Origin of the sequence: Streptomyces filamentosus (assembly GCF_014654895.1) — a bacterium.
Lineage (GTDB): Bacteria > Actinomycetota > Actinomycetes > Streptomycetales > Streptomycetaceae > Streptomyces > Streptomyces filamentosus.
The window spans coordinates 4,068,846-4,094,946 of record NZ_BNBE01000001.1 but is presented as its reverse complement, the minus strand read 5'-3'; the positions used below and the strand labels follow the sequence as shown (position 1 = coordinate 4,094,946).

Annotated in this window: 20 protein-coding genes and 3 tRNA genes; 5 read left to right on the top strand and 18 right to left on the bottom strand. The window is 73.9% G+C overall.

Annotated elements, in window-relative coordinates; genetic code table 11:
* Positions 1 to 44: 44 nt before the first annotated feature.
* The 4 genes from IE326_RS18360 to IE326_RS18345 form a co-directional block, all read right to left on the bottom strand.
* Positions 45 to 1,184, bottom strand: coding sequence for an SIS domain-containing protein (locus IE326_RS18360; RefSeq protein WP_190042053.1), 1,140 nt, complete (start codon positions 1,182 to 1,184; stop codon positions 45 to 47).
* Positions 1,181 to 1,996: a BtpA/SgcQ family protein gene (locus tag IE326_RS18355; RefSeq protein WP_150228051.1), complete on the bottom strand. Its 816-nt coding sequence runs from the start codon at positions 1,994 to 1,996 to the stop codon at positions 1,181 to 1,183. Before IE326_RS18355 ends, IE326_RS18360 begins: the two co-directional genes overlap by 4 nt.
* The gene (locus IE326_RS18350) at positions 1,989 to 3,560 is read right to left on the bottom strand and encodes an aminotransferase class I/II-fold pyridoxal phosphate-dependent enzyme (RefSeq protein WP_229915390.1); all 1,572 of its coding nucleotides are present in this window, start codon (positions 3,558 to 3,560) and stop codon (positions 1,989 to 1,991) included. Before IE326_RS18350 ends, IE326_RS18355 begins: the two co-directional genes overlap by 8 nt.
* Positions 3,561 to 3,648: 88 nt before the next feature.
* The gene (locus IE326_RS18345) at positions 3,649 to 4,416 is read right to left on the bottom strand and encodes a TauD/TfdA family dioxygenase (protein WP_190042052.1); all 768 of its coding nucleotides are present in this window, start codon (positions 4,414 to 4,416) and stop codon (positions 3,649 to 3,651) included.
* 461 nt (positions 4,417 to 4,877) lie between these two features.
* Here IE326_RS18345 and IE326_RS18340 point away from each other — a divergent pair, with 461 nt between their 5' ends.
* The 3 genes from IE326_RS18340 to IE326_RS18330 all read left to right on the top strand — a co-directional run bounded on the left by IE326_RS18340 (position 4,878) and on the right by IE326_RS18330 (position 9,512).
* The gene (locus tag IE326_RS18340; protein WP_190042051.1) at positions 4,878 to 6,827 is read left to right on the top strand and encodes a non-ribosomal peptide synthetase; all 1,950 of its coding nucleotides are present in this window, start codon (positions 4,878 to 4,880) and stop codon (positions 6,825 to 6,827) included.
* Positions 6,824 to 8,767 carry a hypothetical protein gene (locus IE326_RS18335; RefSeq protein WP_190042050.1) on the top strand — a complete coding sequence of 648 codons (1,944 nt, stop codon included), beginning with the start codon at positions 6,824 to 6,826 and terminating at the stop codon, positions 8,765 to 8,767. Before IE326_RS18340 ends, IE326_RS18335 begins: the two co-directional genes overlap by 4 nt.
* A gap of 88 nt (positions 8,768 to 8,855) precedes the next feature.
* Positions 8,856 to 9,512 carry a hypothetical protein gene (locus IE326_RS18330; protein ID WP_150228055.1) on the top strand — a complete coding sequence of 219 codons (657 nt, stop codon included), beginning with the start codon at positions 8,856 to 8,858 and terminating at the stop codon, positions 9,510 to 9,512.
* A gap of 113 nt (positions 9,513 to 9,625) precedes the next feature.
* Here IE326_RS18330 and gltX read toward each other — a convergent pair whose 3' ends face one another.
* From gltX to IE326_RS18260, 14 genes are all read right to left on the bottom strand, one after another.
* Entirely contained in the window at positions 9,626 to 11,002 is a 1,377-nt protein-coding gene (gltX, locus tag IE326_RS18325) for a glutamate--tRNA ligase (RefSeq protein WP_229915486.1), read from the bottom strand.
* Positions 11,003 to 11,107: 105 nt separating this feature from the next.
* A complete protein-coding gene (locus IE326_RS18320) occupies positions 11,108 to 12,382 on the bottom strand; it encodes an ATP-grasp domain-containing protein (protein ID WP_190042048.1) in 1,275 nt (424 codons plus the stop codon).
* Positions 12,379 to 12,549, bottom strand: a complete 171-nt coding sequence (locus IE326_RS18315) for a hypothetical protein (protein ID WP_190042047.1) — start codon at positions 12,547 to 12,549, stop codon at positions 12,379 to 12,381. The genes IE326_RS18320 and IE326_RS18315 overlap by 4 nt, the downstream gene beginning before the upstream one ends.
* A 70-nt stretch (positions 12,550 to 12,619) precedes the next feature.
* Entirely contained in the window at positions 12,620 to 14,455 is a 1,836-nt protein-coding gene (locus IE326_RS18310; RefSeq protein ID WP_190042046.1) for a carbamoyltransferase family protein, read from the bottom strand.
* 88 nt (positions 14,456 to 14,543) lie between these two features.
* Positions 14,544 to 16,769 carry an iron-containing redox enzyme family protein gene (locus tag IE326_RS18305; protein WP_190042045.1) on the bottom strand — a complete coding sequence of 742 codons (2,226 nt, stop codon included), beginning with the start codon at positions 16,767 to 16,769 and terminating at the stop codon, positions 14,544 to 14,546.
* 172 nt (positions 16,770 to 16,941) lie between these two features.
* Positions 16,942 to 17,967: an SGNH/GDSL hydrolase family protein gene (locus IE326_RS18300; protein ID WP_150228060.1), complete on the bottom strand. Its 1,026-nt coding sequence runs from the start codon at positions 17,965 to 17,967 to the stop codon at positions 16,942 to 16,944.
* Positions 17,968 to 18,027: 60 nt separating this feature from the next.
* The gene (locus IE326_RS18295) at positions 18,028 to 19,269 is read right to left on the bottom strand and encodes an MFS transporter (protein WP_229915389.1); all 1,242 of its coding nucleotides are present in this window, start codon (positions 19,267 to 19,269) and stop codon (positions 18,028 to 18,030) included.
* Between the two features lie 118 nt (positions 19,270 to 19,387).
* Positions 19,388 to 20,653 carry an MFS transporter gene (locus tag IE326_RS18290; protein WP_190042044.1) on the bottom strand — a complete coding sequence of 422 codons (1,266 nt, stop codon included), beginning with the start codon at positions 20,651 to 20,653 and terminating at the stop codon, positions 19,388 to 19,390.
* Positions 20,634 to 21,395, bottom strand: a complete 762-nt coding sequence (locus IE326_RS41465) for a phosphorylase family protein (protein WP_190042043.1) — start codon at positions 21,393 to 21,395, stop codon at positions 20,634 to 20,636. The genes IE326_RS18290 and IE326_RS41465 overlap by 20 nt, the downstream gene beginning before the upstream one ends.
* Positions 21,388 to 22,857 carry a radical SAM/SPASM domain-containing protein gene (locus tag IE326_RS18280; protein WP_170313814.1) on the bottom strand — a complete coding sequence of 490 codons (1,470 nt, stop codon included), beginning with the start codon at positions 22,855 to 22,857 and terminating at the stop codon, positions 21,388 to 21,390. The genes IE326_RS41465 and IE326_RS18280 overlap by 8 nt, the downstream gene beginning before the upstream one ends.
* A 72-nt stretch (positions 22,858 to 22,929) precedes the next feature.
* Positions 22,930 to 23,079 carry a hypothetical protein gene (locus IE326_RS18275; protein WP_158718738.1) on the bottom strand — a complete coding sequence of 50 codons (150 nt, stop codon included), beginning with the start codon at positions 23,077 to 23,079 and terminating at the stop codon, positions 22,930 to 22,932.
* Between the two features lie 667 nt (positions 23,080 to 23,746).
* Positions 23,747 to 23,823, bottom strand: a tRNA-Ile gene (locus IE326_RS18270).
* A gap of 173 nt (positions 23,824 to 23,996) precedes the next feature.
* Positions 23,997 to 24,072, bottom strand: a tRNA-Asn gene (locus IE326_RS18265).
* Between the two features lie 5 nt (positions 24,073 to 24,077).
* A tRNA-Asn gene (locus IE326_RS18260) sits at positions 24,078 to 24,150 on the bottom strand.
* 157 nt (positions 24,151 to 24,307) lie between these two features.
* Here IE326_RS18260 and IE326_RS18255 point away from each other — a divergent pair.
* Together IE326_RS18255 and IE326_RS18250 are read left to right on the top strand one after the other, a co-directional pair.
* Positions 24,308 to 24,622: a hypothetical protein gene (locus tag IE326_RS18255; protein ID WP_030759082.1), complete on the top strand. Its 315-nt coding sequence runs from the start codon at positions 24,308 to 24,310 to the stop codon at positions 24,620 to 24,622.
* 36 nt (positions 24,623 to 24,658) lie between these two features.
* Positions 24,659 to 26,098: an FGGY family carbohydrate kinase gene (locus IE326_RS18250; RefSeq protein WP_190042042.1), complete on the top strand. Its 1,440-nt coding sequence runs from the start codon at positions 24,659 to 24,661 to the stop codon at positions 26,096 to 26,098.
* Positions 26,099 to 26,101: the final 3 nt, after the last annotated feature.

Sequence of the window (26,101 nt, the reverse complement as noted above, 5' to 3'; positions counted from 1 at the left end):
TGTGTGCTGGTGAGCGGTGTCGACGGGGCCCGGCGGGCCGGGGGTCAACGGAGGGCGGGCCCGGTCGGGCGGTGCCTCTGGAAGGGACTGCGGCCCAGCTCCCGGGCGATGCCGAAGGCGAGGTGGGCCGCGAAGACCTGGTGGAGCAGCGGGGCGAACTCCTCGCGGGCGGTGCCGTGCACCGGGAGGACCTCGATCCGCTCGTCGAGGTCCCCGGTGTCCCCGGCGGGGGTCACGAGGGCGACCCGCCGGCCGAGGCCGAGGGCGCGGCCGGCGAGCTCCAGGGCGCGGGGGCGGGCGGGGCCGGGCGGGGCGAGGACCACGAGGGGGGTGTCGAGCGGGGCGGCGAACCGCTCCACGTGCCACCACTCCTCCAGGTCCCGGCCGTACGCGTGGACCCCGGCGCCCTCGACGACCTTGGCGGCGGCGTAGCCGGCCGTGCCCTCGGCGGGGCCGGTGCCGAGGACGGCGATCACGGGGGCGCCGGCCACGGCGCGTCCCCAGGCGGCGGCCCGCTCGCGGACGGCCGCCTCGGTGGCGGCGACGTCCTCGGCGAGGCCGGCGAGTTCGGCGCGGTACCCGGCGGCGGCGTCCGCGCCGCGGGTGGTCTCCGCGGCGCGGAGCGCGAGCACGAGCAGGGCGGCCAGGCTCGCCTGGTGGGTGCGGACGCCGGGGGACGGCTCGGGGTCGGGCAGGCCGACGGCGATGTGGGCGTCGGCGGCCCCGGCGAGCGGGCTGGTGTCCGAGCCGCTGATGCCGAGGGTGCGCAGTCCCCGGGCGCGGGCCGCGGCGACGCACTGGAGGACGCGCTCGGTGCGGCCGGACGCGGAGACGGCCACGACGAGGGTGCCGGGCGCGGCCGTGTGGACGTGGTAGCCGAGGAAGCGCTGGGCGGGCTGGACCTCGCAGGGCAGTTCCGCGAGGTGCTCGAAGGCCGCCTCGGCGGCGGTGCCGGCGTGCAGGGAGTCGCCGTCGCCGACCAGGCAGACGGAGCGGGCGGTGCCGGCCGCGCCGTCGGCGCCGTACAGCGCGCGCCAGGCCGCGTCGGCGCGGCCGGGGAGGGCCCCGGCGAGCTCGCGCAGGTCGTCGGCGAGGCGTCCGCTCTGGCGGACGAGGACGGCGGCGTCCATGGGGGCCGGGGCGGGGGCGGTCATCGGCTCTCCGGTCATCGGCACTCCGGTCATCGGGACTCCAGGGACCGGGCGATGTCGACGTAGGCGCGGACCCGGGCGACGTCGATCCGGCCGCCCCAGCCGCCGTCCTCCAGGCAGGTGCCGACGAAGGCGCCGTCCGCCTCGGCGAGCAGCCGGGCGGCGTTGCCGTGGTCGGTGTGCCCGGCGAGGATGATCGGGAGGCCGGGGGCGGCCCGGCGGACGGAGGCGACCAGCTCGTGGGTGCGGGCCTCGTCCGGGTCGCCGAGGGCGATGGCGTCGGCGCCCATGCCGCGGGCCGCGCGGGCGACCTCCGCGGTGGGCTTCTCCCCGCCGAACCAGCGGTAGTGCATGGAGTCGACGTCGGTGATCAGGCCCACGGAGCCGGCGGAGATCCGCTTGCGGTACTCGGCGACCGCGAGCGGGTCGGGGGCGACCATGCCGTGCGGGCTGAGCGTCATCCCGACGAGCGCGCCGGCCCGGATGAAGTGGCCGCCGGCCACCTTGGCGACGGCGAGGGAGGCGCTGACGGCGTTGCGCATGATCTGGACGCCGACGAGGAACCCGGGGGTGTCGGCCACGGCCCGGACGACGGCCTCGGTGATCAGGCCCATCGCGACCGTGCGCGCCGGGTCGCTGGTGTCCTCGACGCTGTAGACGCGGTCCACGGTCTGGATCAGGCAGCCGTCGGCCCCGCCGGCGGCGAGCGCCCGGGCGGAGGCCACGGCCGTGTCCAGGACGTCCCGGAAGGTCCCCTCCTCGTGGAAGGGGGTGCCGGGCAGCGGCTGGAGGTGGATCATGCCGATGACGGTCTTGCGGCCCGGGACGAGACGGAACTCAGGCATGGACGGCCTCGTCCCTGCGCACGCTGGCGCGGATGCGGTCGAAGGCCGGGCCCAGGTCCGTCCAGGGGCGGGCGGTGGTGAGGCGCACGACGCCGCTGCCGAAGCCGAAGTTGAGGATGCCGGGGTAGACGGAGACGCCCGTCTCGCGCAGCAGCTCGCGGAAGCAGAGGTAGGAGTCGTCCCAGCGGTCGAAGACGGCCGCGGTGTTGATGGAGTACTCGGGGCGCAGGACGTGCGCGACCTCGGAGAGGCGGGAGCCGCTGGCGTCGCGCAGGGTGCCGAGCGCGGCCTCTCGGGAGATCCGCTCCTGGCGGTAGCCCTCGTACGCGGACTGGAGTCCGGCGCGCCGGAGTTCGTACGACTCCTCGAACTCGGCGAGTTCGGCCGCGCCCACCTCGGTGACGCCGGTGATCATCCAGCGTTCCATGCGGGCGAGGACCTCGATGGCGGTGTACAGGAACGAGGGGGGGCCGCCGAAGCTGGTGGAGGCGTACTCGTAGTACGAGGCGATGAAGGAGGCGTCCGCCATGATCCAGCCGGCCTTGACGCCGGGGGCGGACCAGTTCTTGGAGAGGCTGGAGACCCGGATGACGTTGGGGGCCGCGCGGAACTTGCCGAACTCCCGGGCGGGGCCGAGCCATTCGTGGCACTCGTCCAGGAGGATCATGGTGTTGGGCGAGGCGGCGCGGATGAGCCGCTCCAGGTCGGCCTCGGTGACGCCGGCGCCCGTGGGGTTGGCCGCCGTCTGGAGCATGACGAACGGCGTGTCGGGGGTCAGCGCGGCGATGATCGGGTCGACCGACATCACGCCGTCGTCCGAGGAGACCGGGACCAGCGTGACCGGGGTGCGGCGGGCGATCGCCTCCACCAGCGGCGGGTAGTTCGGGATGGCGCACAGCGCGGGAGCGGCGTGCGAGGAGCCCGACAGGACGAAGTCGGCGAGGGAGCTGACCGCGAAGGTGCCGCCCATGGTGAGGGCGACGTTCTCGGCCGTGTAGGTGACGTCCGCGATCCGGGCGCTCTCGTAGGCGGCGACGGCCTCGCGCGCGGGGGCGCGGCCGCAGGAGTCGGAGTAGCCGTACCAGTCGCGGGAGAGGGCGTAGCGGAGGGTGTCCTTGATGGTCTCGGGCAGGCCCCACCGCTCCTCGTCGACGGAGCCGCCGGAGAGGATGTAGCGCGCGTCCTCCCGGAGGCTTCCGTAGAGGTCGTCGCGGAAGTAGGAGTTGAAGAGCTCCTTGACGAAGCGGACGGTCGCCCGCGAGGAGAGGACGTCCTCGGCCTCCACCTGGCGGCGGACGGTCGAGTTCCGCCAGCGTTCGGCCTGTTCGGGGCGGAGCGCCCGGTCGCCGAGGCGGTGCTCGACCCGGCCGAGCCAGAGGTCGCGCAGCTCGTAGGGGTCCTCCGGGTCGGCGGCCCGCCGGAAGACCTCCAGGGTGGCCTCGTCGACGGTGGGGGTGAACAGGCCGGCGGGGGTGGGGGCGGGGCGGGCGCCCAGGGCCGCCTCGTGCACCTCGCGGGGCAGGCTGATGGGGCGGACGGGCGGGGACATGTCGAACAGGGGCATGCCGTCTCCAAGGGAGAAGAAGGGGGGCCGGTGGGTGGTGCCGGGGCGTCGCCCGCGCGCGCTCACCCAGGGGTGGGACGGACGCGCGTCAGCGGATGCGGAGCCTCTTGAGGTGGCGGGTCCTGGCCGCGGCGTGGGGCAGCCCGGCCGTGCGCCCGTGGAAGAACCGGGTGTTGTCGATGACGACGAGCAGCCCGCGGGACCAGAGCACGCCGGAGGCGCCCCGGGCGTCGTACATGCGGGCGAGCAGGCGGCCGAGGGCGCCGTTGACGGCGTCCGGCGTGGCGCCCTCCGCCTCGCAGACCCAGCGCAGGGCGTCCTGCTGGAAGTCGCGGAAGGAGAAGACCGTGTGGTCCCCCCGGGCCCGCACGACGGTGGGCACGCCGGGCGCGTCGGCGTAGCGGGTGGCGCGGAGCAGACGGAGGTCCTCGGCGTCGAGGCCGGCGGCGACCTCGTCCATGGGGACGAGGACGGTGGAGGCGGAGTTGTCGCCCGGTTCCACGCACATGAGCACGATGTACCGGGGCTGGTCGGCGACGGAGCGTCCGCTGCCCTCGCTGTGCAGGGACAGCGGGTTGCTGGCGAAGGGCTGGAGGGACACGTCCTGGGTGATGCCGGCATCGGCCAGGAGGTTGAGGACGACGCCGTCCTCGACGTAGGACTGGACGGCCGGAGCGGTCTCGGGGATCGCGGTCCCGAGGGCCGAACCCAGCTTTCTGAAGTGGTCGTTGGGGAGCGGCTCGTCCAGCCGGACGACGCCGAGCCCGTACCGGAGGAGATCCTCCTCGATCCCTTCGAGGACCTTCCCGGGGAAGTCCGCCGCCGCGGCCGGGAAGCCCACCGTGGGCTCGGGCAACGTGCTCTCCGCGGAGAGGAGTCGGTCCCTGAGTCGACAGTGGTCGTCCGATGAGTTCTCGGTGAAGCTACCTTCAAGCATTCCCTACCCCCGCTGAACATGACATGCGCACCGAGGAGCGGGAACTGCGCGAACCGCCTGCCGGAAAAGGGTCGTTCCGGCGGGATCTGTGCTCGCGAGCGGCTGACACGCTCAGGCGATGCGGCGCTCGGCCAGCCGCCAGTTAACCCGAAAGATCACACGGATGCTAGATCCTTACCTTGCACAGGCGGCATTTCAGCTTCTATGTCCGCAAGGTTCCTCGGCGGAAATCGAGCCTGCCTGGTCAACTCCCGCGTTTTTCCCTGCATCTGACGTATTGACCGCTGCCGACCCTCCCCACCGCCCCAACCAGGGGTTACAGTCCTGGGGTCACAGCCTCGCCAGTGCGGGCTCGATGTCAACGAGGGGCGGCATAGGGGATGTTGGACACCCTTTTCATCAAGCAGGCCGAGCGGACTCCCGATGCGGTGGCCGTTTCCCATCCGGATGCTCGCGAGCAACTGACGTATGCGGAGCTGGATCTGGCGGCGGACGGGGTGGCCCGGCTGCTGCGCGACCGGGGCGTGGGTCCCGGCTCCTTCGTGGGCGTGTGCCTGCCGCAGGGCTGCCGGCGCATCGCCGCCTTCCTCGGCGCGTGGCGGGCGGGCGCGGCGTACGTGTCGATGGAGCCCGAACAGCCCGCCAACCGGCACCGGTTCATCCTGGAGGACAGCGGCGCCTCCTGCGTGATCACCTCCCCCGAGCTGGCCGACCGGTTCCCGCCCGAGCTGGTCCTCACCGACGCCGGCCCGGCCGCGGCCGCGGACCTGCCGCGCCTGGCTCCGCCCGTCGTCGCGCCGGACGCCCCGGCGATCGTCTACTACACCTCGGGCACCACCGGCACGCCCAAGGGCGTCCTCGTGGGACACGCGAGCATCGCCCACTTCCTGGCGAACGTCGCGGGCCCCGACCCGGACCTGTCCCTCGGCCCCGGCGACCGCACCGCCCAGCTCACCAGCCCCGCGTTCGACGCGATCACGTACGAGCTGTGGGCGACGCTGACCTCCGGCGCCACCCTCGTGGTGCTGCCCCGGGAGCTGCTGACCGACGGCGGGCTGCTCGGCGAGGAGTACCGGCGCCACGGCATCACCGCCATGATCACGGCCACCTCGGTCTTCCACGAGATCGCCCTCCAGAACCCCGCCGCGTTCGCCCCCCTGCGGCTGCTGCTCGTCGGCGGGGAGGCGATGGACCCCCGGCGGGCCCGCGACGTGCTCGCCACCCTGTCCGGCACCCTGGCCAACGTCTACGGCCCCACCGAGACCACCACCTTCGTCATCCGGCACGTCGTCTCCGGCGTGACCGACGAGACCCGGATCATCCCGATCGGCACGCCGCTGCCCGGCCTGGAGGCCCACGTCCTGGACGAGGAGCTCCGGCCGGTGCCGGACGGCGTGCGCGGCGAGCTGTACATGTCGGGCCCCTGCCTGAGCCTGGGGTACCTCAACCGCCCCGAGCAGACGGCCCGGGTCTTCGTGCCGCATCCGGAGCGCCCCGGCCTCGCCCTCTACCGCACGGGCGACCTCGTCCGGCGGGACGCCGACGGCGTGCTCGTCTACCTCGGCCGCACCGACCACCAGGTCAAGGTGCGCGGCCACCGCGTGGAACTCGGCGAGATCGAGGCGCGGCTGCTCGCCCACCCCGAGGTCGCGAACGCCTGCGTGGTGCTGCGCGGCGAGGAGTCCGACCGCGGGCTCGCCGGCTTCGTGGTGCCCGCCGGGACGGCGGGCCCGGACACAGCCGCCCGGGTGCGGGAGGACCTCGCGCGGGAGCTGCCGGAGTGGATGGTGCCCCGGCTGACGGTGGTCGACCGGCTGCCCCTCACCCCCGTCGGCAAGGTCGACCGCACGGCCCTGGCCGCGCTCGACCTCCGGCGCGGGGCGGGCGGCCCCGGTGCCGCGGCCCCGGCGGACGCCCCGGCGGAGGACGGCCTCTCCCCGCTGGAGCGGGTCCTGTCGGCCATGTGGCGCGACCTGCTGGAGGTGGACTCCCTCACCCCCGAGGACGACTTCTTCAAGATCGGCGGCCACTCCATCCTGCTCGGCCGCCTCAGCGCGAGGATCCGCCGCGACCTGGGGATCAGGCCACCGCTGCGTTCCTTCTACTCCCACGCCACGCTCGGCGCGCAGGCCCGCATGCTGGAGTCCCACGCCCCGGACCCGGCGGCCGTCGCGGCCCTCGCGTCCGCGGGGGGCTCCGGCGCGGAGGCCCCCGCGGCCGGTGCGGGAGGCGTCCGGACCGACACGGAGGGCGCCGTCGCCGGCGCGGAGGGCGTCGTCGCCGGCGCGGAGGGCGTCGTCGCCGGCGCGGGGCAGGAGGGCCGCGCGTGAACGCCCACGTCGTGCCCTGCGCGGACCTCGCCGAGTACCGCGAGCGGGCGGACGCCTGGACCGAGGGCCTGCCCTTCCCCGTGCTGTCCGGGCCTTCGCTGGACCGCTACCGGTCCCTCTTCCCCGAGGGGGAGCTGCCCCGGGTCGAGACCGCGCCGCGCGCCGGGACGGTGATCAGCGTCGGCGGCGACGCGGGCGCCGCGGGCCGGCTGCTGGCCGCCGCCACCGGCCGGACGCACCGCGTGGTGGAGCCGGCCGGCCTCGCCCGCGCGCTCGCCCCGCTGGCCGGCGAACTCGTCGCCGTGGTCGGCCTGGCCGAGGACATCACCGCCTCCGGCGACTGGCCGGGCGCCCACGGCCCGGTGGTCGGCGTGGTCACCGCCCGCGACCTGACGGCGCTGACCTGCCTCGTCTACCGGAGCCTCACCGCGGGGGCGGCGTCCGAGGACCGCGTCTTCGTGGCCACCCACCCCATGCTGGAGGACGCCGACCTGGCCGACACCAACGAGTTCGAGGACATCCTCGGACTCGGCAGGCGCAGGCCGAAGCTGCTGGTCCTCAAGGCGCTGGGCAAGGAGTGCTGCGCGGCGCTGCCCGACGGCATCCTGTGCGGCCGGTCCGATCCGATCGACGCCCCGCCGCCGCCCGCGGACCCCTCGTACCGGCACATGCCGTGCATGTACGGCGCGGGCTGTCACCGCGCCGACCTGGACGAGGACCGGCGGCTGCCCGCCGCGGAGCTGCACGCGACCGTGGTCTTCACCCACAGCTGCTCCTCCATCGCCGTGGGCACCAACGCCTATCCCCATCATGTCGCCCTGGGTCTGGGCCTGTTGGAGGGGACCGCCGTCGCGGTGGTCGGCGCGCTGGGCGTGCACATCGTGCAGCGGGGGGCGCAGGGGGACCTGGAGGACGCGCTCGCGGAGGACCTGCCGCTGGGCCGCGCCGTCGAGCGCCTGAACGAGCGGGCCCGGCCCATCAACGGCTGGCTGAACCGCTTCGGCCTGCTCGGCGACCCGGGACTCGTCCTCGGCCTGCCGGGCGGACGGGCGGCGGACGCCGTGGCGGGCGCGGCGGAGCCGGCCGGTACGGCGGTCCGGCGCGACGAGGAGGCGGTCCGGGACCTGGCCCACCTGAGCAACGTGGTCCTGCCCCGCCTGGAACGCCTGTGCTGGCTGGAACCGGGGGTCGACGCCCTCGCCGTGGAAGGGTTCCGCATCCGCGTGCGCGAGGCCGCCGAGGACCTCCAGGCACCCGACCTGGCCTCGCGGGTCGCCGGGATCGAGACGGACCTCGCCGCCTTCCAGCACGCCACGGCCGCCGCGATCGCCCATGACATTTATGTGAACGGGTGGAACTACGGCGGGCCTTCGCTCGACGGCCTGCGCGAGGTGTCCCAACGCCCCACGACCTGCCCGAACTGCGCCCGGGACCGGGCCGCCCTCATCACCATGAGGCACGTGGTGCACGCCGGCCTGACCGTGCGGACCCTCCAGTGCCGACGGTGCGGTGACCTATGGTGGACCAGCGAGGAGTCGGACGAACCGGCCTTCGTGCTCGAAGGGGCACTGGACACGGACGCCGTCTCGGGCCGCGTCACCGGCCTGTCGCGGACCCTGCGCAACGATTCCGAACACGTCCTGCGCGGCGGAATCGGATTCGCTTTCGCGATGCGCAGATTCCTGGGTCTCCCGCCCGAGATCAGCGCCCCGATCTCGGTGCTCCCGGGCGAGAAGGAGGAATTCACGGCCGAGATCGACCTGGTCGGTCACCAGCCGCGTCCGGACGTCCACACCGGGGTCTTCATCGCCATCGTGAACGGCGCGTACATCGCCTCGTCCTCCATGATGCGCCTGGCCCCGGCGGGGAGTTCGGAGCCCGTCCGCCCCCTGAAACGAATTTCCGATAATCGGACATCGCAAGGAATGCCGGTGAAATGACACTTCCGCATCCCGTGCATTTTCTGTCCCGTATCGGGAAGACTTGAGCTCCTTGCGTCCAAGCAGGCATAGTCGAACCGGAATGTGCATGGCGACCACAGCGGAGGAGTCCATGGCCACAGCATCAGACAGTCATCCCGCCGTGCACGAAACCCTGCAGCTGGTACGCCGGCAGCTGCGGGAGCAGGCGGACGCCGTCCAGGCACTGAGCACCCAACTGGACTACGCGAAGAGCCGTTTGGCGCTCCTGGAGACGCTCAACACCGCGCTGGACCAGTTCCAGCCGGGACAAGTGGAGGCCGCCTCCGCCGCCTCCGCCGTGCACGCCGTCACCGCACAGCTCCTCGGGAAGGGGGGCATCCCCTCCCAGCCCGGCCCCCGGCCGGTGCTCCCGGAGGCGCCCGTTCCCGAGGCGCCCGCCTTCGAGGCGTCCGCCGCCGAGGCCGCCGCCTCCGGGGCGTCCGCTCCGGAGCGGGGTGCGGCGGGGGGCGTCGACCTCGCGGGCTTCCGCGCGATCAAGCCCTTCTCCATCCAGGAGATGATCCTGAACGTGCTGTCCACGGCGGAGGACTCGCTGCGCACGCGGGACCTGGTCACGATCATCGAGCGCCTGCGCACCGAGGGCCACACGGATCTGCTGCGCGACTCCAGGCGCCCCGACTCGGTGGTCTCCTCGGCCCTCGACCGCCTGTGCAAGAAGGGCCTGGTGCGGAAGGTCGGACGGGGGCGGTACACCCTCGGCTGACCGGCCCGGCACGCGGTCCGCCGACCGGCCCGGCACGACTCCGCCGACCCGTCCGGTACGCGTTCCGCCGACCGGAGCCGTACGCGCTCCGCCCGCCGGGCCCGGCCCGTGGATCAGCCCCGCGGGGCGGCGAGCCGCTCGGCGGCGGCGTCCAGCCGGGCCAGCACCCGGGCACGGCCGAGAAGTTCCATCGACTCGAAGAGCGGGAGCCCGACCGTGCGGCCGGTGACCGCGACCCGGACGGGGGCCTGGGCCTTGCCCAGCTTGAGGCCGTGCTGCTCGCCGGCCGCGAGCAGCACGGCCTTCAGCTCGTCCGCCCGCCAGTCCGCGACGGCGGCGAGCCCGGACCTGGCGTCGGCCAGGAGTTCCCGGGCACCCGCCTTCATCGCCTTGTCCCACGACGCCCGGTCCCGGACCGGCTCGTCCAGGAAGAGGAAGTCCACGGCGTCGGTGATCTCCGACAGCAGGGCCAGCCGGGTCTGGGCCAGCGGCGCCGCCGCCTCGAAGACGTCCTTGTCGAACGCCTCCGGGGCCCACGGCGCGCGCGGGGCGACGAGCCACGGCGCGCAGGCGGCGGCGAACTGCTCGGGGGACAGCGCGCGGATGTAGTCGCCGTTGAACGCCGTCAGCTTCTTCACGTCGAAGAACGCCGGGGCCGTGTTGACGTCCTCGATCCGGAAGAGCCGCTCCAGCTCCTCGTACGGCATGATCTCCCGGTCCTCGCCGGGACCCCAGCCGAGCAGCATGAGGTAGTTCACCATCGCCTCGGGCAGGAAGCCCTCGGCGAGGTAGTCCTCCAGGGCGACCTTGTCGCGGCGCTTGGAGAGCTTCTGCCGCTTCTCGTTGACGATCACCGGCAGGTGGGCCCACACCGGCGGCTCCGCGCCGAGCGCCTCCCACAGCAGCTGCTGCTTCGGCGTGTTCGACAGGTGCTCCTCGCCGCGGATCACCTGCGTGACGCCCTCGTCCAGGTCGTCGACGACGTTGGCGATCAGGAAGACCGGGGACCCGTCGCCGCGGGCGATCACGAAGTCCTCGATCGCGCCGTTCGGGAACGCCGGCTCCCCGCGGATCAGGTCGACCACGACGGTCTCGCCCTCGTCCGGCGTCCGGAACCGCAGCGCCCGGCCCTCCTCGAAGGCCAGCCCCCGCTCCCGGCAGAACCCGTCGTACCCGAGGTGCTCCGAGCCCGTGCGCTCCTTCAACTGCTCCCGGGTGCAGTCGCAGTAGTACGCCCGCCCGGCCGCGAACAGCTGCAGCCCCGCCTCGCGGTGCCGGTCGGCGTTGTGCGACTGGAAGTACGGGCCCTCGAAGGCCGGGTCCTCGCCGTGGATGCCGATCGCCGCGAGCGCGTCGACGATGCCGTCGATCCACTCCGGCTTGTTGCGGGCCGCGTCGGTGTCCTCGATCCGCAGCACGAAGGTGCCGCCGGACTGTCGCGCCACCGCCCAGTTGTAGAGGGCGGACCGCGCGCCGCCGACATGGAACATGCCGGTCGGGGACGGGGCGAAACGGACGCGGACGGGGGTGGCGGACATGGCTCCCACGATACCCGCCGGTAAGACCCCCCGGCCGGACCGCCGGGGGGTGTCGGGTCACCGGTAGGTCGGCGCCAGGTGGCACAGCGCCGCGTCGGCCTCCGCCGCCGCCAGGGCGGGGGTCGCCGCGCGCGTCAGGACGTGGCCGAGGCGGTCGTGGCTGTTGCGCGGGTAGCGGGTGGCGCGGCCGGGCTCGGCCTTGCTGCGATGGGCCACCACACCGGGGAAGTTGGCCATCACGGCGGGGTCGGGGGCCTGGTCGACGACGCCGTCGCGGCCGGCCAGGAAGCGGATGGCGGCGCCCTCCGCCCGGGTGGGCACGAGGTCCGGCACGCCGCCGCTGGCGGCGACGATCGACTGTTCGAGGAGCGGGATGCCCAGGGCCTGTTCCACCAGGTCGGGGATGAAGTCGCCGCCGGTCCGGGCGTTGATCTCGATGAGGACGGGGCCGCGCGGGGTCAGCTTCACCTCGGTGTGCGCCGGGCCGAAGTCGAAGCCGATGGCGTCGAGCGCCTCCAGGACGAGGTCGGCCGCCCGCCCGGCGTGCGGCACCGTGGACGGGAAGGTGTGCCCGAGCTCGACGAAGTGCGGTGTCGTGCCCAGGAGTTTGTCCGTCACGCCGAGGACGGTGGTCTTCCCGGCGAAGGTGAAGGTCTCCACGCTGACCTCGTGCCCGAAGACGCACTCCTCGACCAGGGCTCCCGGAATCCTCGGCTGCCCCTTGGAGTTGACCGGGCTCTCGGCGATCTCCCTGATTCCGTCGGTGAGTTGTTCCACCGTGTGGCAGATGCGCACGCCGATGCTGGCGGACTCGTCGATGGGCTTGACCACGCAGGGCAGCGGGATCTCGCGGAGCAGCGAGTCGATCTCGTCGGTGGAGCGGACGAAGCGGAACGCGGGTGCGGACACGCCGTGTTCGGCGCAGGCGGTCCGCGTCCGCAGCTTGTCCCGGGCCCGTCCCGCGGCCTCCGGATCGAGGCCCGGCAGGCCCAGCCGGTGGGCGACGGCCGCGGCGGTGGGGACGTAGTACTCCATCACCGTCATGATCCCGCGCAGTCCGACGTCGCCGGGCGTCTCGCCGGGGCCGAGGGAGGTGAGGAGGGTCTTGGCGATCGCCTCCGGGTCCTGGGTGTCGCAGACCAGGACGTGCTCGGCGGTCTCCCGGATGGCGCGCGCGGTCTCCGGCTCGACGTCGTACTTGGCCGGGTCGGAGGTGACGAAGACGGGGGTGAGGCCCAGGTCCACGGCGTGCCGCAGGGCGCGCATGCCGGTGCCGGTGAGGTTGCTCTCCAGGAAGGCGAGCCGGCGCGGGAGGACGGGTGCGGCGGTCATCGGGTCACCGCCCGGCCGGTGACGGGGGCGTCGGCGAGCACGATCAGGTACGAGTCGCGGGCGCGGTCCACGGCGCGGTCGAGGGGGTCGCGCCCGGCCAGCCGGAGGATCCGGCCGGCGGGGGCGAGGAGCAGGACGTGGTACAGGGTGAGCAGCAGGGGTCGCACGGGGTTCTCCCGGTCGGATCGGGCAGGGGCGGGACGGGCCGGCGGGACGGCTGGGCGGCCGGCCGGCGGGTCAGTCGAGCGGGATCGCCTCCCGCCAGTCCTGCTCCTCGCTCCAGGCGGGCTGGTCCGCCTTCAGCAGCACGTGCTCGCCGAGGACGAGGACGTCCATGCCGGTGCGCATGAAGCAGGTGTACGCCTCCTCCGGGGTGTTGACGATGGGCTCGCCCCGGACGTTGAAGGAGGTGTTGATGAGGACGGGGCAGCCGGTCTGCTCCTTGAAGGCGGTCAGCAGCCGGTGGTACGGGGCGTTGTTCCGCGCGCTGACGGTCTGCACCCGGGCGGAGCCGTCGACGTGGGTGACGGCGGGGACGGTGGAGCGGGTGACCTTCAGCAGGTCGAGGCCGGAGGCGCCGGAGTCCTCGGCCGGCTCGACCCGCTGGGCCTCGGCGACCGGCGCGACCATCAGCATGTAGGGGCTGTCCTGGTCGAGCGCGAAGTAGTCCTTGAGGTCCTCGCGGAGCACGGAGGGCGCGAAGGGCCGGAAGGACTCCCGGAACTTGATCTTCAGGTTCATCGTGGACTGCATCTTCGGGTCGCGGGGGTCGCCGATGATCGACCGGGAGCCGAGCGCCCGCGGACCGAACTCCATGCGGCCCTGGAACCAGCCGACCACGGCCCCGTCGGCGAGGTGCCCGGCCACCGAGGCGGCGACCTCGTCGCCCTCCAGGCGGGTGTACGAGGCCCCCAGCCGGTCCAGCGTGCCGCCGATCGCGTCGGCGTCGTACGAGGGGCCGAGCAGCGATCCGGACATGGCGTCGTGTCCGCCGGCCAGGTGGTCGCGGCCCGCGCCGCGCTCGATGGCGACGGCCGTCGCGGCGCCGAGGGCACCGCCCGCGTCACCGGCGGCGGGCTGGATCCACACCTCGTCGAAGACGCCCTCGCGCACCACCTTGCCGTTGGCCACGCAGTTGAGCGCGACGCCGCCGGCCATGCAGAGGTGCTTCTCGCCGGTGAGCCGGCGGGCGGTGCGGGCGAGCCGGAGCACCACCTCCTCCGTCACCGCCTGGACCGAGGCGGCGAGGTCGAACTCCCTCTCGGTGAGGGGCGATTCGGACTGGCGTCGGGGTCCGCCGAAGAGCTTCTCGAAGGCCCGGCCCGTCATGACCTGGCCGTGCAGGAACTCGAAGTGCCGGGTGTCCAGGCGGAAGGAGCCGTCCTCCTTCACGTCGATGAGGTGCTCGCGGATGAGGTCGGCGTAGCGGGGGGTGCCGTAGGGGGCGAGTCCCATGAGCTTGTACTCGCCCGAGTCGACCTTGAAGCCGCAGAAGTACGTGAAGGCGGAGTAGAGGAGGCCGAGGGAGTGCGGGAACCTGATCTCGGCGACCGGGCGGAGCTCCGTGCCGGTGCCGTGCCACAGGGTGGTGGTGGCCCACTCGCCGACGCTGTCGACGCACAGGACGGCGGCGCTCTCGTACGGACTGGGGAAGAAGGCCGAGGCGGCGTGCGACTCGTGGTGGCGACGGGCGTCGACCTCCGGGACCCGGCCGAGGCCGAGCGCTTCGAGCTCGCGCCGGACCCGCCGGTCGGCAGTCCGCTTCCAGGCGCTCCACTCGGGCCGGGTGCGGAGGAAGGCCTCCAGGCCGCCGGGGGCGGTGCCCAGGTGGGTGGCCCTGACCCGCTGGTACTTCAGCTCCGGGTCCTCGTAGTAGGCGACGGCGGCGACGTCGTCGAGGGTCGCCCCCGCCTCCTCCAGGCAGTAGCGGACGGCGTTCGCGGGGAAGGAGGAGTCGTGGCGGACGCGGGTGAAGCGCTCCTCCTGCGCGGCGGCGAGGGGCCTTCCGTCGGCGATCAGGGCGGCCGCGCTGTCGTGGTAGAAGGCGGATATCCCCAGCACGAGATCGGTCATGTCAGTGCTCTTTCCACGTTCGGAAGGTCTGCGGAAGGTCTGTGGAGGATCGGCGGGAAGCCGGGCCGGAGGTCTGCGGGAAGGGGGGTCACAGCGGGCGGCTCGCGGACGCGGCGCGGCGCTGGGCCCGCCGGGCGGACCAGCCGGAGGGCGGGTTGAGCGCGCGGTAGCCGGTGCGGACGCGGGTCCACACCTCGTCCCGGGCGCGGGTGCCCGGGGGCGGCGCGGTGGTCGACATGTAGCTGTCGATGGCGTCGGCGGCCCACGCGGAGTGGCCGGTGGCCACGTTGTCGATGGTGTTGTGGATGTCGACGAAGCGGGTGCTGAAGCCGTGCGCGCGCAGCCCGAGCCGGGCGCGGCGGTAGCTGCCGCCGACTCCCGAGAGCTCCATGGCGAGGTTGAGGCCGAGGATCTCGGGCTGGAAGGTCTTCGGGAAGCGGCCGATGGACAGCCAGAACACCGGGAGTTCGAAGGAGCGGTCCTGGAAGCCGGGCCAGCGGGCGAACTCGGTGGTTCCGGTGGGCGGCAGCTCCACTCCCATGCTCTCCACCAACTGCCGGTAGATCAGGGGGTGGTTGAGTTCGGCACGGCCGTTGCCCAGCTCGTCCCAGTACGTCTCGAAGAGGGAGAAGCCGATGTCGGACGAGGCCAGGCCGTAGTCGGTGAAGCCCTGGAGCCAGGCGCCGTCGATCATCGTGAGCGGCGCGAGCTGCACGGTGGACTCCACGAGCGCCTCGCGGGAGGGAAGTTCGGCCTCCGCGGTGCTCTCGAACTCCTCGGCGTGCCGGTCGTGCTGGTCGGCCAGCCAGGGCCGCAGTCCCTCGGCGGGCCAGTCGCCGGGGAGCCGGAGCTCGCTCCCGTCGATGCCGTGGGCGGCCCTGCCGAGCCAGCCGTGCACGTACGTCCGGGCGTACGCGGACAGGGCGGGCGCCTGGGAGCGGCGCTGGAGCCTCGCGTACGCCTCCCTGAGGTCGGCCGGCGGCCGGTCGTCGGCGGACGGCCGCCGGTCCGGGTCCGGCCCGGCGGGGAAGCCGGCGGAGAGCGAGCCGGCGACGGCGTACGGCTCCGGCCCCCCGGCCCCGGCCTCGCCCCCGGTCTCGTCCCCGGCCCCGGCCTCGTCCACGGTCCCGGTCCCGGCGGCGGGCAGCGACCGGATCCAGTTCGCGAGGATCTCCAGATCGGTGTCGGTGAACACCCGGAACATGGCGCCGCGTTCGCTGACGAGCCCGTTGACGAGCGGGCTGCGCTCGGGCCTGCCGGGGCGGATCAGGGGGCTGGTCGCCAGGGCGTCGAGGAGCGGGCGCGGGGTGTCGACGGCCTCGCGCAGCCAGTCCGCGAGCGGGCGCCCGGCGAGCTGGTGGTCGCGGTGGTAGACGGAGCCCTCGCGGGCCCGGGCACGGAGCATCTCCGCGGCCCGGTGGGCCGGGTCGAGGACGGCCGCGAGGCGGCCGAACAGCCCGTCGTGCCAGCCCCGCAGCAGGGCGAGCGCGGCGCGGAAGCCGTCCGCGACCCGGGCGGGGTCGTCCTCCGCGTCGTCCAGCGCGGCCAGCAGCCGTTCGGCGGCGGGCAGTCCGCCGGGCGCGCCGACGTGCGGCCGGTGCAGGCCGGGGTCGAGGTCGGCCGGGTCGACGGCGGCGGCCGGCAGGTCGACGAGGACCAGCGCGGGCGGCAGTCCGGCCTCGCGCAGGCACAGGTCGGCGCCGGCGAGCTCGGCGCGGAAGTCGTCCGGGCGGCGCCCCATCAGCAGCAGCAGGGCGGGCAGGGCGAAGGCGTCGTCCGGGATCCGGACGTCGAGGGCGAGGCGCGCCGGGGGGTGGGCGTGCTCGGCGACCCGCAGGGCGCGCAGGACCTGGCCGCAGGCCGTCCCCCGGGCGTCGCGGGGGCGGCCCGCGCCCACGTCGGAGGCGTACAGGGTGAGGGCCGCGAGCGCGGCCGGGGCGTCGGCGGTGGCCATGCTGCTCAGCCACTGGAGCCAGGCGCCGGACACCAGGCCCAGGGGGGCCCAGTCCAGTGCCGCGCCCTGGGCGAGCAGCAGGCGCTCCGGCTCGCCGGGGAGGTCCGCGGCGAGCGTGCGGAACCGTTCCCGTTCGGTCTCGGCCCAGGTCCTGGCCTCCTTGCGGAGCAGGTCCAGGCCGAGGTCGGCGAGGTCGTCCGCGGCGGCCGCCCGCGCGGCCAGGAACTCGCGGACGCGGGAGGCCGACGGCTCCTCGGCCGCCGGGCACTCCGGCTCGGTCAGCAGGGCGTAGGCCGAGCGCGCGGAGGGCCGCGCGGCCGGGCCGGGGGTGGTCTTCCCGTTCGTCATCAGGTCGGCCACCGGTCAGAACATCGGGTAGATGGAGGCGTCCTGGCCCTTGCGGCGGGAGCGGGAGCGCCGGAGGACACGGTCGAGGATGCGGCGGATCAGTTTCATGCGGGTCTCTCCGTACGGGTCGGATGCGGGCGGCGGACGGCGGCGCGGGGCCGGGCGGAGCGGCGGCCCGGCCGGGTCAGCTCAGGCCGAGGTGCTCGGCGAGCAGGCCGGCGACGAGGTCGTGGCCGCCGTCGGTGAAGTGGATGCGGTCGACGAAGAGCCACTGGCCGGGGTCGGCGGCCTCGGCGAGGAGGGGGTTCATGTCGAGGAAGGGGACGCCGATGCCCGCGCAGCCCTCGGCGAGCGAACGGGCGTAGCGGCGGCCGGCGTCGACGGTGCAGATGTCGCCGTACGCGCGGCCGAAGTCGGCGATGGCGTCGAGCTCGGCGAAGAGGTGGCCCTCCTCGGTGGAGGGCCGCTCCCGCACCCAGGGGGCGAGCGGCTGGAGCACGAAGGTGAGCTTGGCGCCGAGGCCGGCGGCGAGCAGTCGCCAGTTGTCCAGGTGACGCACCGTCAATTCGGTGGCGCGGGCGATCTGTTCGTCCAGGGTGGGCGGGACGTGGACGGTCTCCGGCTCGGCGACGGCCTTGTGGGCCGCCCGGCGGGACATGCCGTTCTCCCGGAACTTGGCGAGGCGGGCCTCGCGGACCTGGTCGGCGTACTCGTGGCCGTTGAAGAACGCGCCCTGGTCGCCCTGGAGGTGCCGCGGCAGGCGGGCGAGGCCGAGGTTGTTGAAGCCGGTGAAGAGGACGATCTCGTCGATCTGCGGGACGAGGTGCCGGTAGAGGGTGAACAGCAGGAGTTCCTGGGCGGAGTTGAAGCTGCGGCCGCCGAAGTTGAGCCACGGCGTGGACGGCGCGTGCTTGTCCCAGAGGCGGGAGGACAGGGTGTGCGCGTCGGTGCTCGCCCCGATGCCGAAGACGGTGGAGCTGCCCGCGACGAGGCGCACCGGGCCGTCCGGCACCTCGCCGCCGGCCGAGGCGCGGCGGCCCTGCCCCTCCGAGACGCGGAAGCCGACCTCGTCGGTGCTGACGACCTCGGAGGTGTGTCCGGCGGGGTGGAAGTACATCAGGTAGGGGAGCCACCGGATGTCCCCGCGGTCGTCGAACTTCTCGGCGTAGCTGAGCATCTGGGGAGTCAGGGATGCGCGGTACGACGTCATGGCAGGAGGTTCCGCTTTCTCGAAGGAAGAGGAGGGAGGGGAGGGCGGTACGGGCCGGGGTCAGGCGGCGGGCGCCGGGTCGGGCGCGGCCTTGGCCGGGACGCGGTGGGTGCGGGTGGCCTCGGCGTGCCGGGCGGCCCAGGGCGCCAGGACTCCGGCGGCCACGAAGAGCCCGCCGACGGTGAGCCAGCCCGGCACCCCGTACCCCAGGCACAGCCAGGTCAGGAGGGCGGGCGCGAAGGACTCGGCGAGTCCCATCCCGATGCCGAAGACGCCGAGGTACTGGCCGAGGGCGTGCGGCGGGGCGAGGTCGTTGGAGAGTTCGAAGCCGCCGGCCGCCTGCCAGATCTCGCCCAGGCTGTGCAGGACGATGCCGGCCGCGAGCAGCAGGACCGCCTGGTGCGGCGGGACCAGGGACACGCAGGCGATCAGGGTGCTGGCGACGCCGAGGGTGGCGCCCGCGCGGCGCATGGCCCGTCCGGCGGCCCGGGGGGTGTCGACCCGCCGGGAGAGGCGGACCTGGAGGAGGACGACGAGGGCGGTGTTGAGGACGACGGCGCCGGAGACCGTCCAGCGCGGGGCGTCGGTGTGCCCGATGATCCAGAGCGGTACGGCGACGGTGAGGACGCGGTACTGGATCGACAGCACCCCGTCGAGGGCGGCGACGGCCAGGTAGGGGCGGTCGCGGAGGGCGGTCCAGGTCGGGCCGGGCCGGGAGGGCAGCGGGGCGGGGCGGGGCAGCCGGAGGGCGAGCGCGGCGGCCACCAGGAAGAAGACGCTGTCGGCGGCGACCAGGAGGCGGTAGGCGCCGGTGGTGTCGAGCTGGACGGCCCAGCCCGCGAGGGCGGCGCCGACGGTGATGCCGACGTTGGTCACCGCGCGGACGTAGGCCCGCAGTTCCTGGGCCGAGGTGCCGCCGATGGTGTTGATGAGGGGGCCGCGGGCGACGAGGAGCACGCCCTGGGCGACGACCGCCACGACGACGACCGCCACGAAGGTCCCGATGCCGTCGACGAGCAGGAAGGCGGCGGTCGCGGCGGCGCTGACCAGGAGGCTGGCGAGGAGGACGGGCCAGGGGCCGACGCGGTCGGCCAGCCGGCCGGCGAGGACGCCGAGGACCAGGGCGACGAGTCCGGCGGCGCTGAGCCCCAGGCCGACGTCGAGCGCGTCCAGGTCGACGACCTCGGTGAAGTACAGGACTCCGGAGGTGAGGAAGATCCCCTTGGCCGTGGCGCTCGCGAGGGTGAGCAGGGCCAGTGCCCGGCGCGGGCCGGGCTCGGGAAGTATCGCGGAGGGGATCACGGGGACCTGTCCGTTCGGTGCGTGGGGGCGCGGGCCGGGGCCCGCCGGCCGGGGTCCGTCCGGCCGGCGGCGGCGGGCCGGGTCCCGGGGCGGGCCCGGTGCGGGGCGGGGCGACGCTTCAGGAGCGGGTGGTGTCGGCGGCGAGGGACCGCTCGCCGGTCTCCGGTTCCCGGGGGGCGGGGTCGGCCCGGCGGTTCCAGAAGAGCGGGATCAGCAGGAGGGGTGCCACGGCGACGAGGAGGAAGGGGCCGTGGGCACCCCAGTGCGCCGCCACCAGGCCGCCGAGGAGGCTGCCGATCGGGTTGACGCCCCAGGAGATCATCCGGTGGAGGGCGTCCGCCCGGCCCATGAGGTCGTGGGGGGTGAGGCGCTGCCGCCAGGAGGTGGTGGCCACGCCCCAGACGGCGAAGCCGACGCCGGTGAGGGCGAGTCCGGCGTACACGGCGAGCGGATGGGCGAGGAGCGCGACCGTGCCGAAGCCCGCGCCGAGCGCGGCGAGCGCGACCACGACCATGCGTCCGCTGGAGAGGCGGGTGGCGAGGGCGCCGGCGGCCTGGGCCCCGGCGACGCCGCCGAGCGCGGAGCTCGCCATCATCAGGCCGTAGGCGTAGGCCGAGCCGCTCAGGACGTGCTCCGCGAAGTACGGCTGGACGGCCAGCGCGCCACTGTTGAAGAGGTTGATGACGCCGGCGCTGCACGCGATGACCAGGACGTGCGGGGTGACCCGCATCCACCGGGTGCTGACCCGCACGTCGGCGAAGACGGCCGCGGGGCCGCCGCCCTTCCGGCGTTCCGGTTTGTCCTCCAGGCCGGCCGCGACGGTCGCGAGGAGGGCGCCGGAGAGCAGGAAGCTCGCGGCGTCCACGACGAAGGGCAGGCTCTCGCCCAGCTCCAGCAGGCCCGCCCCGGCCAGCGGGCCGAGGAGCTGCCGGCCGAGGAGCAGCGCGGTGGACAGCGTGGCGTTGGCCCGTTCCAGCTGGTGTCCGGGCACGAGGGTGGGCAGGTACGCGAAGGCGGCCGAGGTGGCGAGGGATTCGAGGAGGCCCATGAGGAACGCCACGGCGTACAGCAGCGGGAGCCCGGCGTGGCCGGTGACCAGGCAGCCGACGAAGACGGTGAGCACGGCGAGGCGGAGCCCGTCGCAGACGAGCAGCAGCCCGCGGCGGCGCACCCGGTCGGCCAGCACCCCGCCGAAGATGCCGAGGACGAGGAAGGGCAGGGTGGCGGCGCCGAGGAGGACGCCGAACTCGGCCGGTCCCGCGCCCTGGCGGGCGGCGAGCAGCGGGAGGGCCGCGTAGCGCAGCCCGTCGCCGAGGAAGGAGACGGCCGAGGCCGCGAGGAACCGGCGGGCGGGGCCGTCCAGTTCAGCCCAGTTCCGCGGCACGGCGGGTCACCGCCTCCAGGGCGACGTCCACCGCGCGGCGGGTGCCGGCGCCGAGGAGGGTCCCGTCGGTGGGCAGGCCGAGGCCCGCGTGGTCGCTGGCCACGAGGACGGTGGCGGCGCGGACGCCGTGGATCCGGGCCACGGTGAGGACGGCCGAGGTCTCCATGTCGAGCGCGTCGACGCGGGTGGCCCGGCAGCGGTCGACGAGCGCGGAGTCCTGGGTGAGGACGGCGTCGAGGGAGTGGACCAGGCCGTCGTGGACCGGGCCGCCGGCCGCCTCCTTGAGGAGGCCCACGAGGGCGTGGTCGGCGACGGCGGGGTAGCGCTCGGGGCAGTACGCCGCGCTGGTCCCGTCGGCGGCGACGGCGCCGGTCGGCACGAGGAGGTCGCCGCAGCCGAGGGTGTCGGCGATCGCCCCGCAGTAGCCGACGCCGACGAGGGTGTGGGCGCCGCGCGCCGCGGCGGCCTGGACGGTCATCGCGGCGGCGGGGGCGCCGAGCTTCGCGGTGAGGACGCCGAAGGTGGCGCCGCCGCGGCGCATGACCGTCACGGAGCGGTGCCGGCGGACGACCTCGGCCTTCTTCTCCCAGACGGCGGGGTCGTAGAGGTCCGGGTTCTCCAGCGGCAGGACGAGCACCGGGGGCAGGGGGCCCTCGACGTCGGAGAAGAGCCAGCCGTCGGCGATGCCGCCGAAGGTGGTGCCCCAGTCCCGGGCAGGAGTGGGGCCGCGCCCGTCAGACACCGTTCAGCACCCTTTCCACGTGGCTGTCCACATAGCGCTCGAACCAGTACTTCCGGGTTTCGCAGAACGCGTCCTTGTGGTCGATCGTGCCGTATTCGGACAGCGTGTGTCCGGGGTGGCCGCCACCGCACAGTTCCAGCCACTGGCAGGAACTGCACTCCTCGATGCGCTCGCCGCGCCCCTGGAAGTTCGCCAGGTGCTCACGGAACTTCTCGCTCCGGAATGCCTCCGCGAGGCTGATGTCCCGGACGTTGCCGAGGGACCATTCCGGATCGACCCACAGCTGGTCGGCGAAGATCCAGCCGTCCGGGGAGACCCGGGGAAAGGCGTTGTACGCGAAGAGCTGCTTCGGGAAAAGCGCGCGTTCGAGCGTGTAACGGCCGTCCCTGCCATTGTTGAGATCGCCGAAGAAGTTGCCCCGCAATTGCAGCCGGGGGTTCTCGTAGGAGAGCAGCTTCTCGCCCGCCGAGGTCCATTCCTCAAGGGTCGGCGCGATGGACTCCCACGGGGTGTCCGCGGCGTTCCCCTGGGCTTCCCACTGGGAGAAGATGAGCCGGGCGAGATCGAAGCGCTCGGCTATCTCGATCATCGCGTCGATCTCGTGGATGTTGTTCTTGGTGATGCAGATGAAGAGCTGCGTCCGCCGGTTCAGCCCCATTTCCTGGAACATGCCCAGGGTCTTGAGGACCTGCTCGAAGACGCCCTCGCCGCGCACCGCGTCGTTGGTCGCGGGGGTCGCGCCCTCCAGGCTGACCTGGAGGTTGACCCGCCCGCCGCCGATGGCGTTGATCTCCAGGACCCGCTCGGCGAACTTGCGGGGGAACTTGTAGGCGTTGGTGTAGAGGTCGACGTTGTGGCCGCGCTCCACGGCGCAGTACTCGACCAGGTCGAGCGAGTTGCGCCGGACCGCCGCCTCGCCGCCGGTGATGGCGATGAGCTTGTTGCTGAAGGGCGTCAACTGGTCGACGACCGCGCGGAGTTCGGCGTCGCTGAGCTCGTCGGGGAGCTTGACGCCGGACGAGACGTAGCAGTGGCTGCAGCTCAGGTTGCAGGCGTTGGTGATCTCCAGGTGGAGCCCCTGGGGCTCGGTCTCCAGGAACACCGGGAGGCCCTGGCTGCGGTGGTGCGCGGCGGACACGAACAGCAGTCCGGCGGCGCGGAGCTCGTCGAGCAGGGCGCCGACGACCTTGGGGGAACGCAGGTGGGCGTTGTCCGTCGAGGCGATCACCTCCGCGGTGATCTGCTCCACCGTCCGGGTGCCGTCCGCGAGGGCGAGGACGGACTCGGCGCCGCGGCCCAGAACGGCCCAGCGCTGCGTCCAGGGGTCCACGACGAAGACGGCGACACCCTCCGGGCGCGATTCCGTCCGCACGACGTTCTTCGGATTGCTGAACGGACGCCACTTCGACCCGGCGCCGACCACGGTGATCGGCAGGGACTTTCCATCAGGTGCCGGTTCCACTCGAATCTCCATTCACCCGTGAGGGGCCCGTGTCCGGGCCCCTCACGTTCGCTACAGAATTGCCGATCTGCCTCAGGCGGCGCGGGCGCCGGCCGACGGGCAGATGTGCGGCTGGACCTGGGCGCCGTGGTCGAAGACCAGCTGGCTGCGGGTGGCCTCGGGAAGCTCCACGGCGACCTCGGTCTCGGCGGCAACCTGCTGCTCGGTAACAGCGTTGGACATGACCCCTCCTTCATTCGATCGATGGCATGGAATAACCCTCCGGACCTCGAAAGCATGTTCCCGAAGGGACGCCGGGAATGTAATCAGCGGCGATCAAGGAGGTCAACGGAGTTCCGACCGCGTCTCAGCACGCAGGACCACCGGCAAAGCTTTGGAGAAAGCCGGGACCAGGAGCGCGGTTCTGGTATATACCACGAGGCATGCCAGGACCGGACGGTCAAAAACGGGGCATTGCCACCCGCCGTCCGTCCGACATTTCCCATGTCGGTACGGCAGGAACGCTATCGCTCGGAATAACCGCCCATGGGACCACCCACCGGTGCACACGACCCCAAACGCCAAGGTCACGGACACCCGGGCGCGATGGAGCCGGCACCCGGGCCCGGTGGAGCCGGCACCCGGGCCCGGTGGAGCCGACACCGGAGCGCGAGGGACCGGCCACCCCGACGCGGTGGGGACGGGCAGCCGGGGGCGGCGGGGCCGGGTGCCCGGGCGCGGTGCGTCACGCCGCCCGGATGCGGCCGGGGAGGGCGCCCCCGGGGCCCGGCACGGGGAGGCATCCGGGTGACGCCGGCGTGTCGTTGCAGAACCTCCGTTCGACGGAGGCGCACTGTGGGAACGAAGAAGCCCGCGGCCGCAGGGGAATCCTTCCTGCGACCACGGGCTGTGGTGGGGCGGGTGGGACTCGAACCCACGGCCGACGGATTATGAGTCCGCTGCTCTAACCGGCTGAGCTACCGCCCCCGACACCGACGCGCGTACAAGTGTGCGCGCCGTCCTGCCGCAGCATAGCCGCTCATACGATCTCCTGCTCCGGATGATCGGTACGACCGGCTCCGCTCGACCATGAAGACAGCGGGCGGACGCGGATGGTTCCCGGGAACGCGAAAGAGGACCCCTGAGGGTCCTCTCTCGTCTGGCTCCCCCGACTGGACTCGAACCAGTAACCCTCCGGTTAACAGCCGAATGCTCTGCCAATTGAGCTACAGGGGACCGCGCTCCCCCGACTGGACTCGAACCAGTAACCTGCCGGTTAACAGCCGGCTGCTCTGCCAATTGAGCTACAGGGGATTGCTGCGTTGCACCGAACGGTCCTGCCCGGGGTCTCCCGGGCGGCGGGCGCTCGCTGCGAGACATACATTAGCGCAAGCAGGGGGGTGCTCCGCCAATCGGTATCCCCGGGACATCCCCGGGGCGCCCCCGGAACCTTCCAGGGAAGGATCGCAGCGTGCGGTACAAGCTGACGTTCGTCGCGGGTCTCGCGCTCGGTTACGTGGTCGGGACGCGTGCGGGACGCGAGCGGTACGAGCGGATGAAGAAGGCCGCCCAGGACTTCGCCCGGAACCCCGCCGTGCGCAACGCCGCGGAGTCCGCCGCGCAGACCGGCAGGCAGTACGCGGGGAAGGCCGCGCACGTCGTGGGCGACAAGGTGGGCGACCGGCTGCCGCCGGCCGTCACCGACCGGGTGACCGCACTGCGCGGACGCGGGCGCTCGAACGGCCGGATCGGCGAGGACGACGACTGGGGCACCAGCAACACCTGACCCGGAACCGGCCCGCGTGCGGCAGAATCGGGTGTCATGGGGATAGTCGCCGGACTCGACAGCTCTTCGGACGCCACGCGCATCGTGGTCTGTGACACGGACACCGGGGCCGTACTGCGGCAGGGCCATGCCCCGCACCCGGTCGACCCGAAGGCCACCGACGTGGACCCGCAGAGCTGGCTGCTCTCGCTCGGGGAGGCCGCGACCGGCGGACTCCTCGAAGGGGTGGAGGCCATCGGCGTCTCCGCGCAGGCGCACGGCGTGGTGCCGCTCGACGCCCAGGGCGCCCTGGTGCGCCCCGCCCTCCTCGGCAACGACAAGCGGGCCCAGGTCGCCGCCGCCGACCTCGTCGACGCGCTCGGCGGCCGGGACGCCTGGGCCGAGGCCGTCGGCACCGTCCCGCAGGCCGGGCTGCCCGTCGCCAAGCTCCGCTGGCTCGCCCGCGCCGAGCCCGAGCACGCCGCCCGGGTCGCCGCCGTCCTCCAGCCGCACGACTGGCTGGTCTGGCAGCTCCTCGGCCGGCCCGCCCGCCGCACCACCGACCGCGGCGCCGCCTCCGCCACCGGCTACTGGTCCGCCCGCACCGGGGCCTACCGCCCCGACCTGGTGGAGCTGGCCCTCGGGCACCAGGTCGCGCTGCCCGAGGTGCTCGGGCCCGCCGAGCCGGCCGGCACCACCCCCGAGGGGCTGCTGATCTCCGCCGGCACCGGCGAGACCATGGCCGCCGCCTTCGGGCTCGGCCTCGGCGCGGGCGACGCCGTCGTCTCGCTCGGCGCCTCCGGCTCCGTGATGGCCGTCCACCACCGGGCGCTGGACCGGCCGGGCCCCGCCGTCACCTCCTACGCCGACGCCACCGGCATGCACCTGCCGGTCGTCTCCGTCACCAACGCCGTCCGCACCCTGCGCGGCACCGCCGAGATGCTCGGCCTGCCGTCCCTGGACGAGCTGTCCGCGCTGGCCCTGAAGTCCACCCCCGGCTCCTCCGGGCTCGTCCTCCTCCCCTACCTGGAGGGCGAGCGGACGCCGCACCTGCCGCACGCCGCCGGCACCCTCACCGGGCTGCGCCGCGAGTCGATGAAGCCCGAGCACCTGGCGCGGGCCGCCTTCGAGGGCATGCTGTGCGGCCTCGGCGACGCCCTGGACGTGGTCCGCGGCCGCGGGGTCGAGGTCCGGCGGATCTTCCTGCTCGGGGCCGCCGCCGCGCTGCCCGCCGTACAGGCCCTGGCGCCCTCGCTGTTCGGCGTGCAGGTCGTCGTCCCCCAGCCGGCCGACTACGCGGCCCTCGGCGCGGCGAGGCAGGCCGCCTGGGCGCTCGGCGTGGCCCGCGGGACGCTCTCGCCGTCCGCTCCCCCGGCCTGGCAGGGCGCCGCCGCGCAGATCCTGGAGCCGGGCGAGGAGCTGCCGGCGGGCCAGGCCGTGCGCCGGCAGTACGCGGCGGCGCGGGACCAGGTCCACCCGGGGGCGCTCGGCGGCTGACGG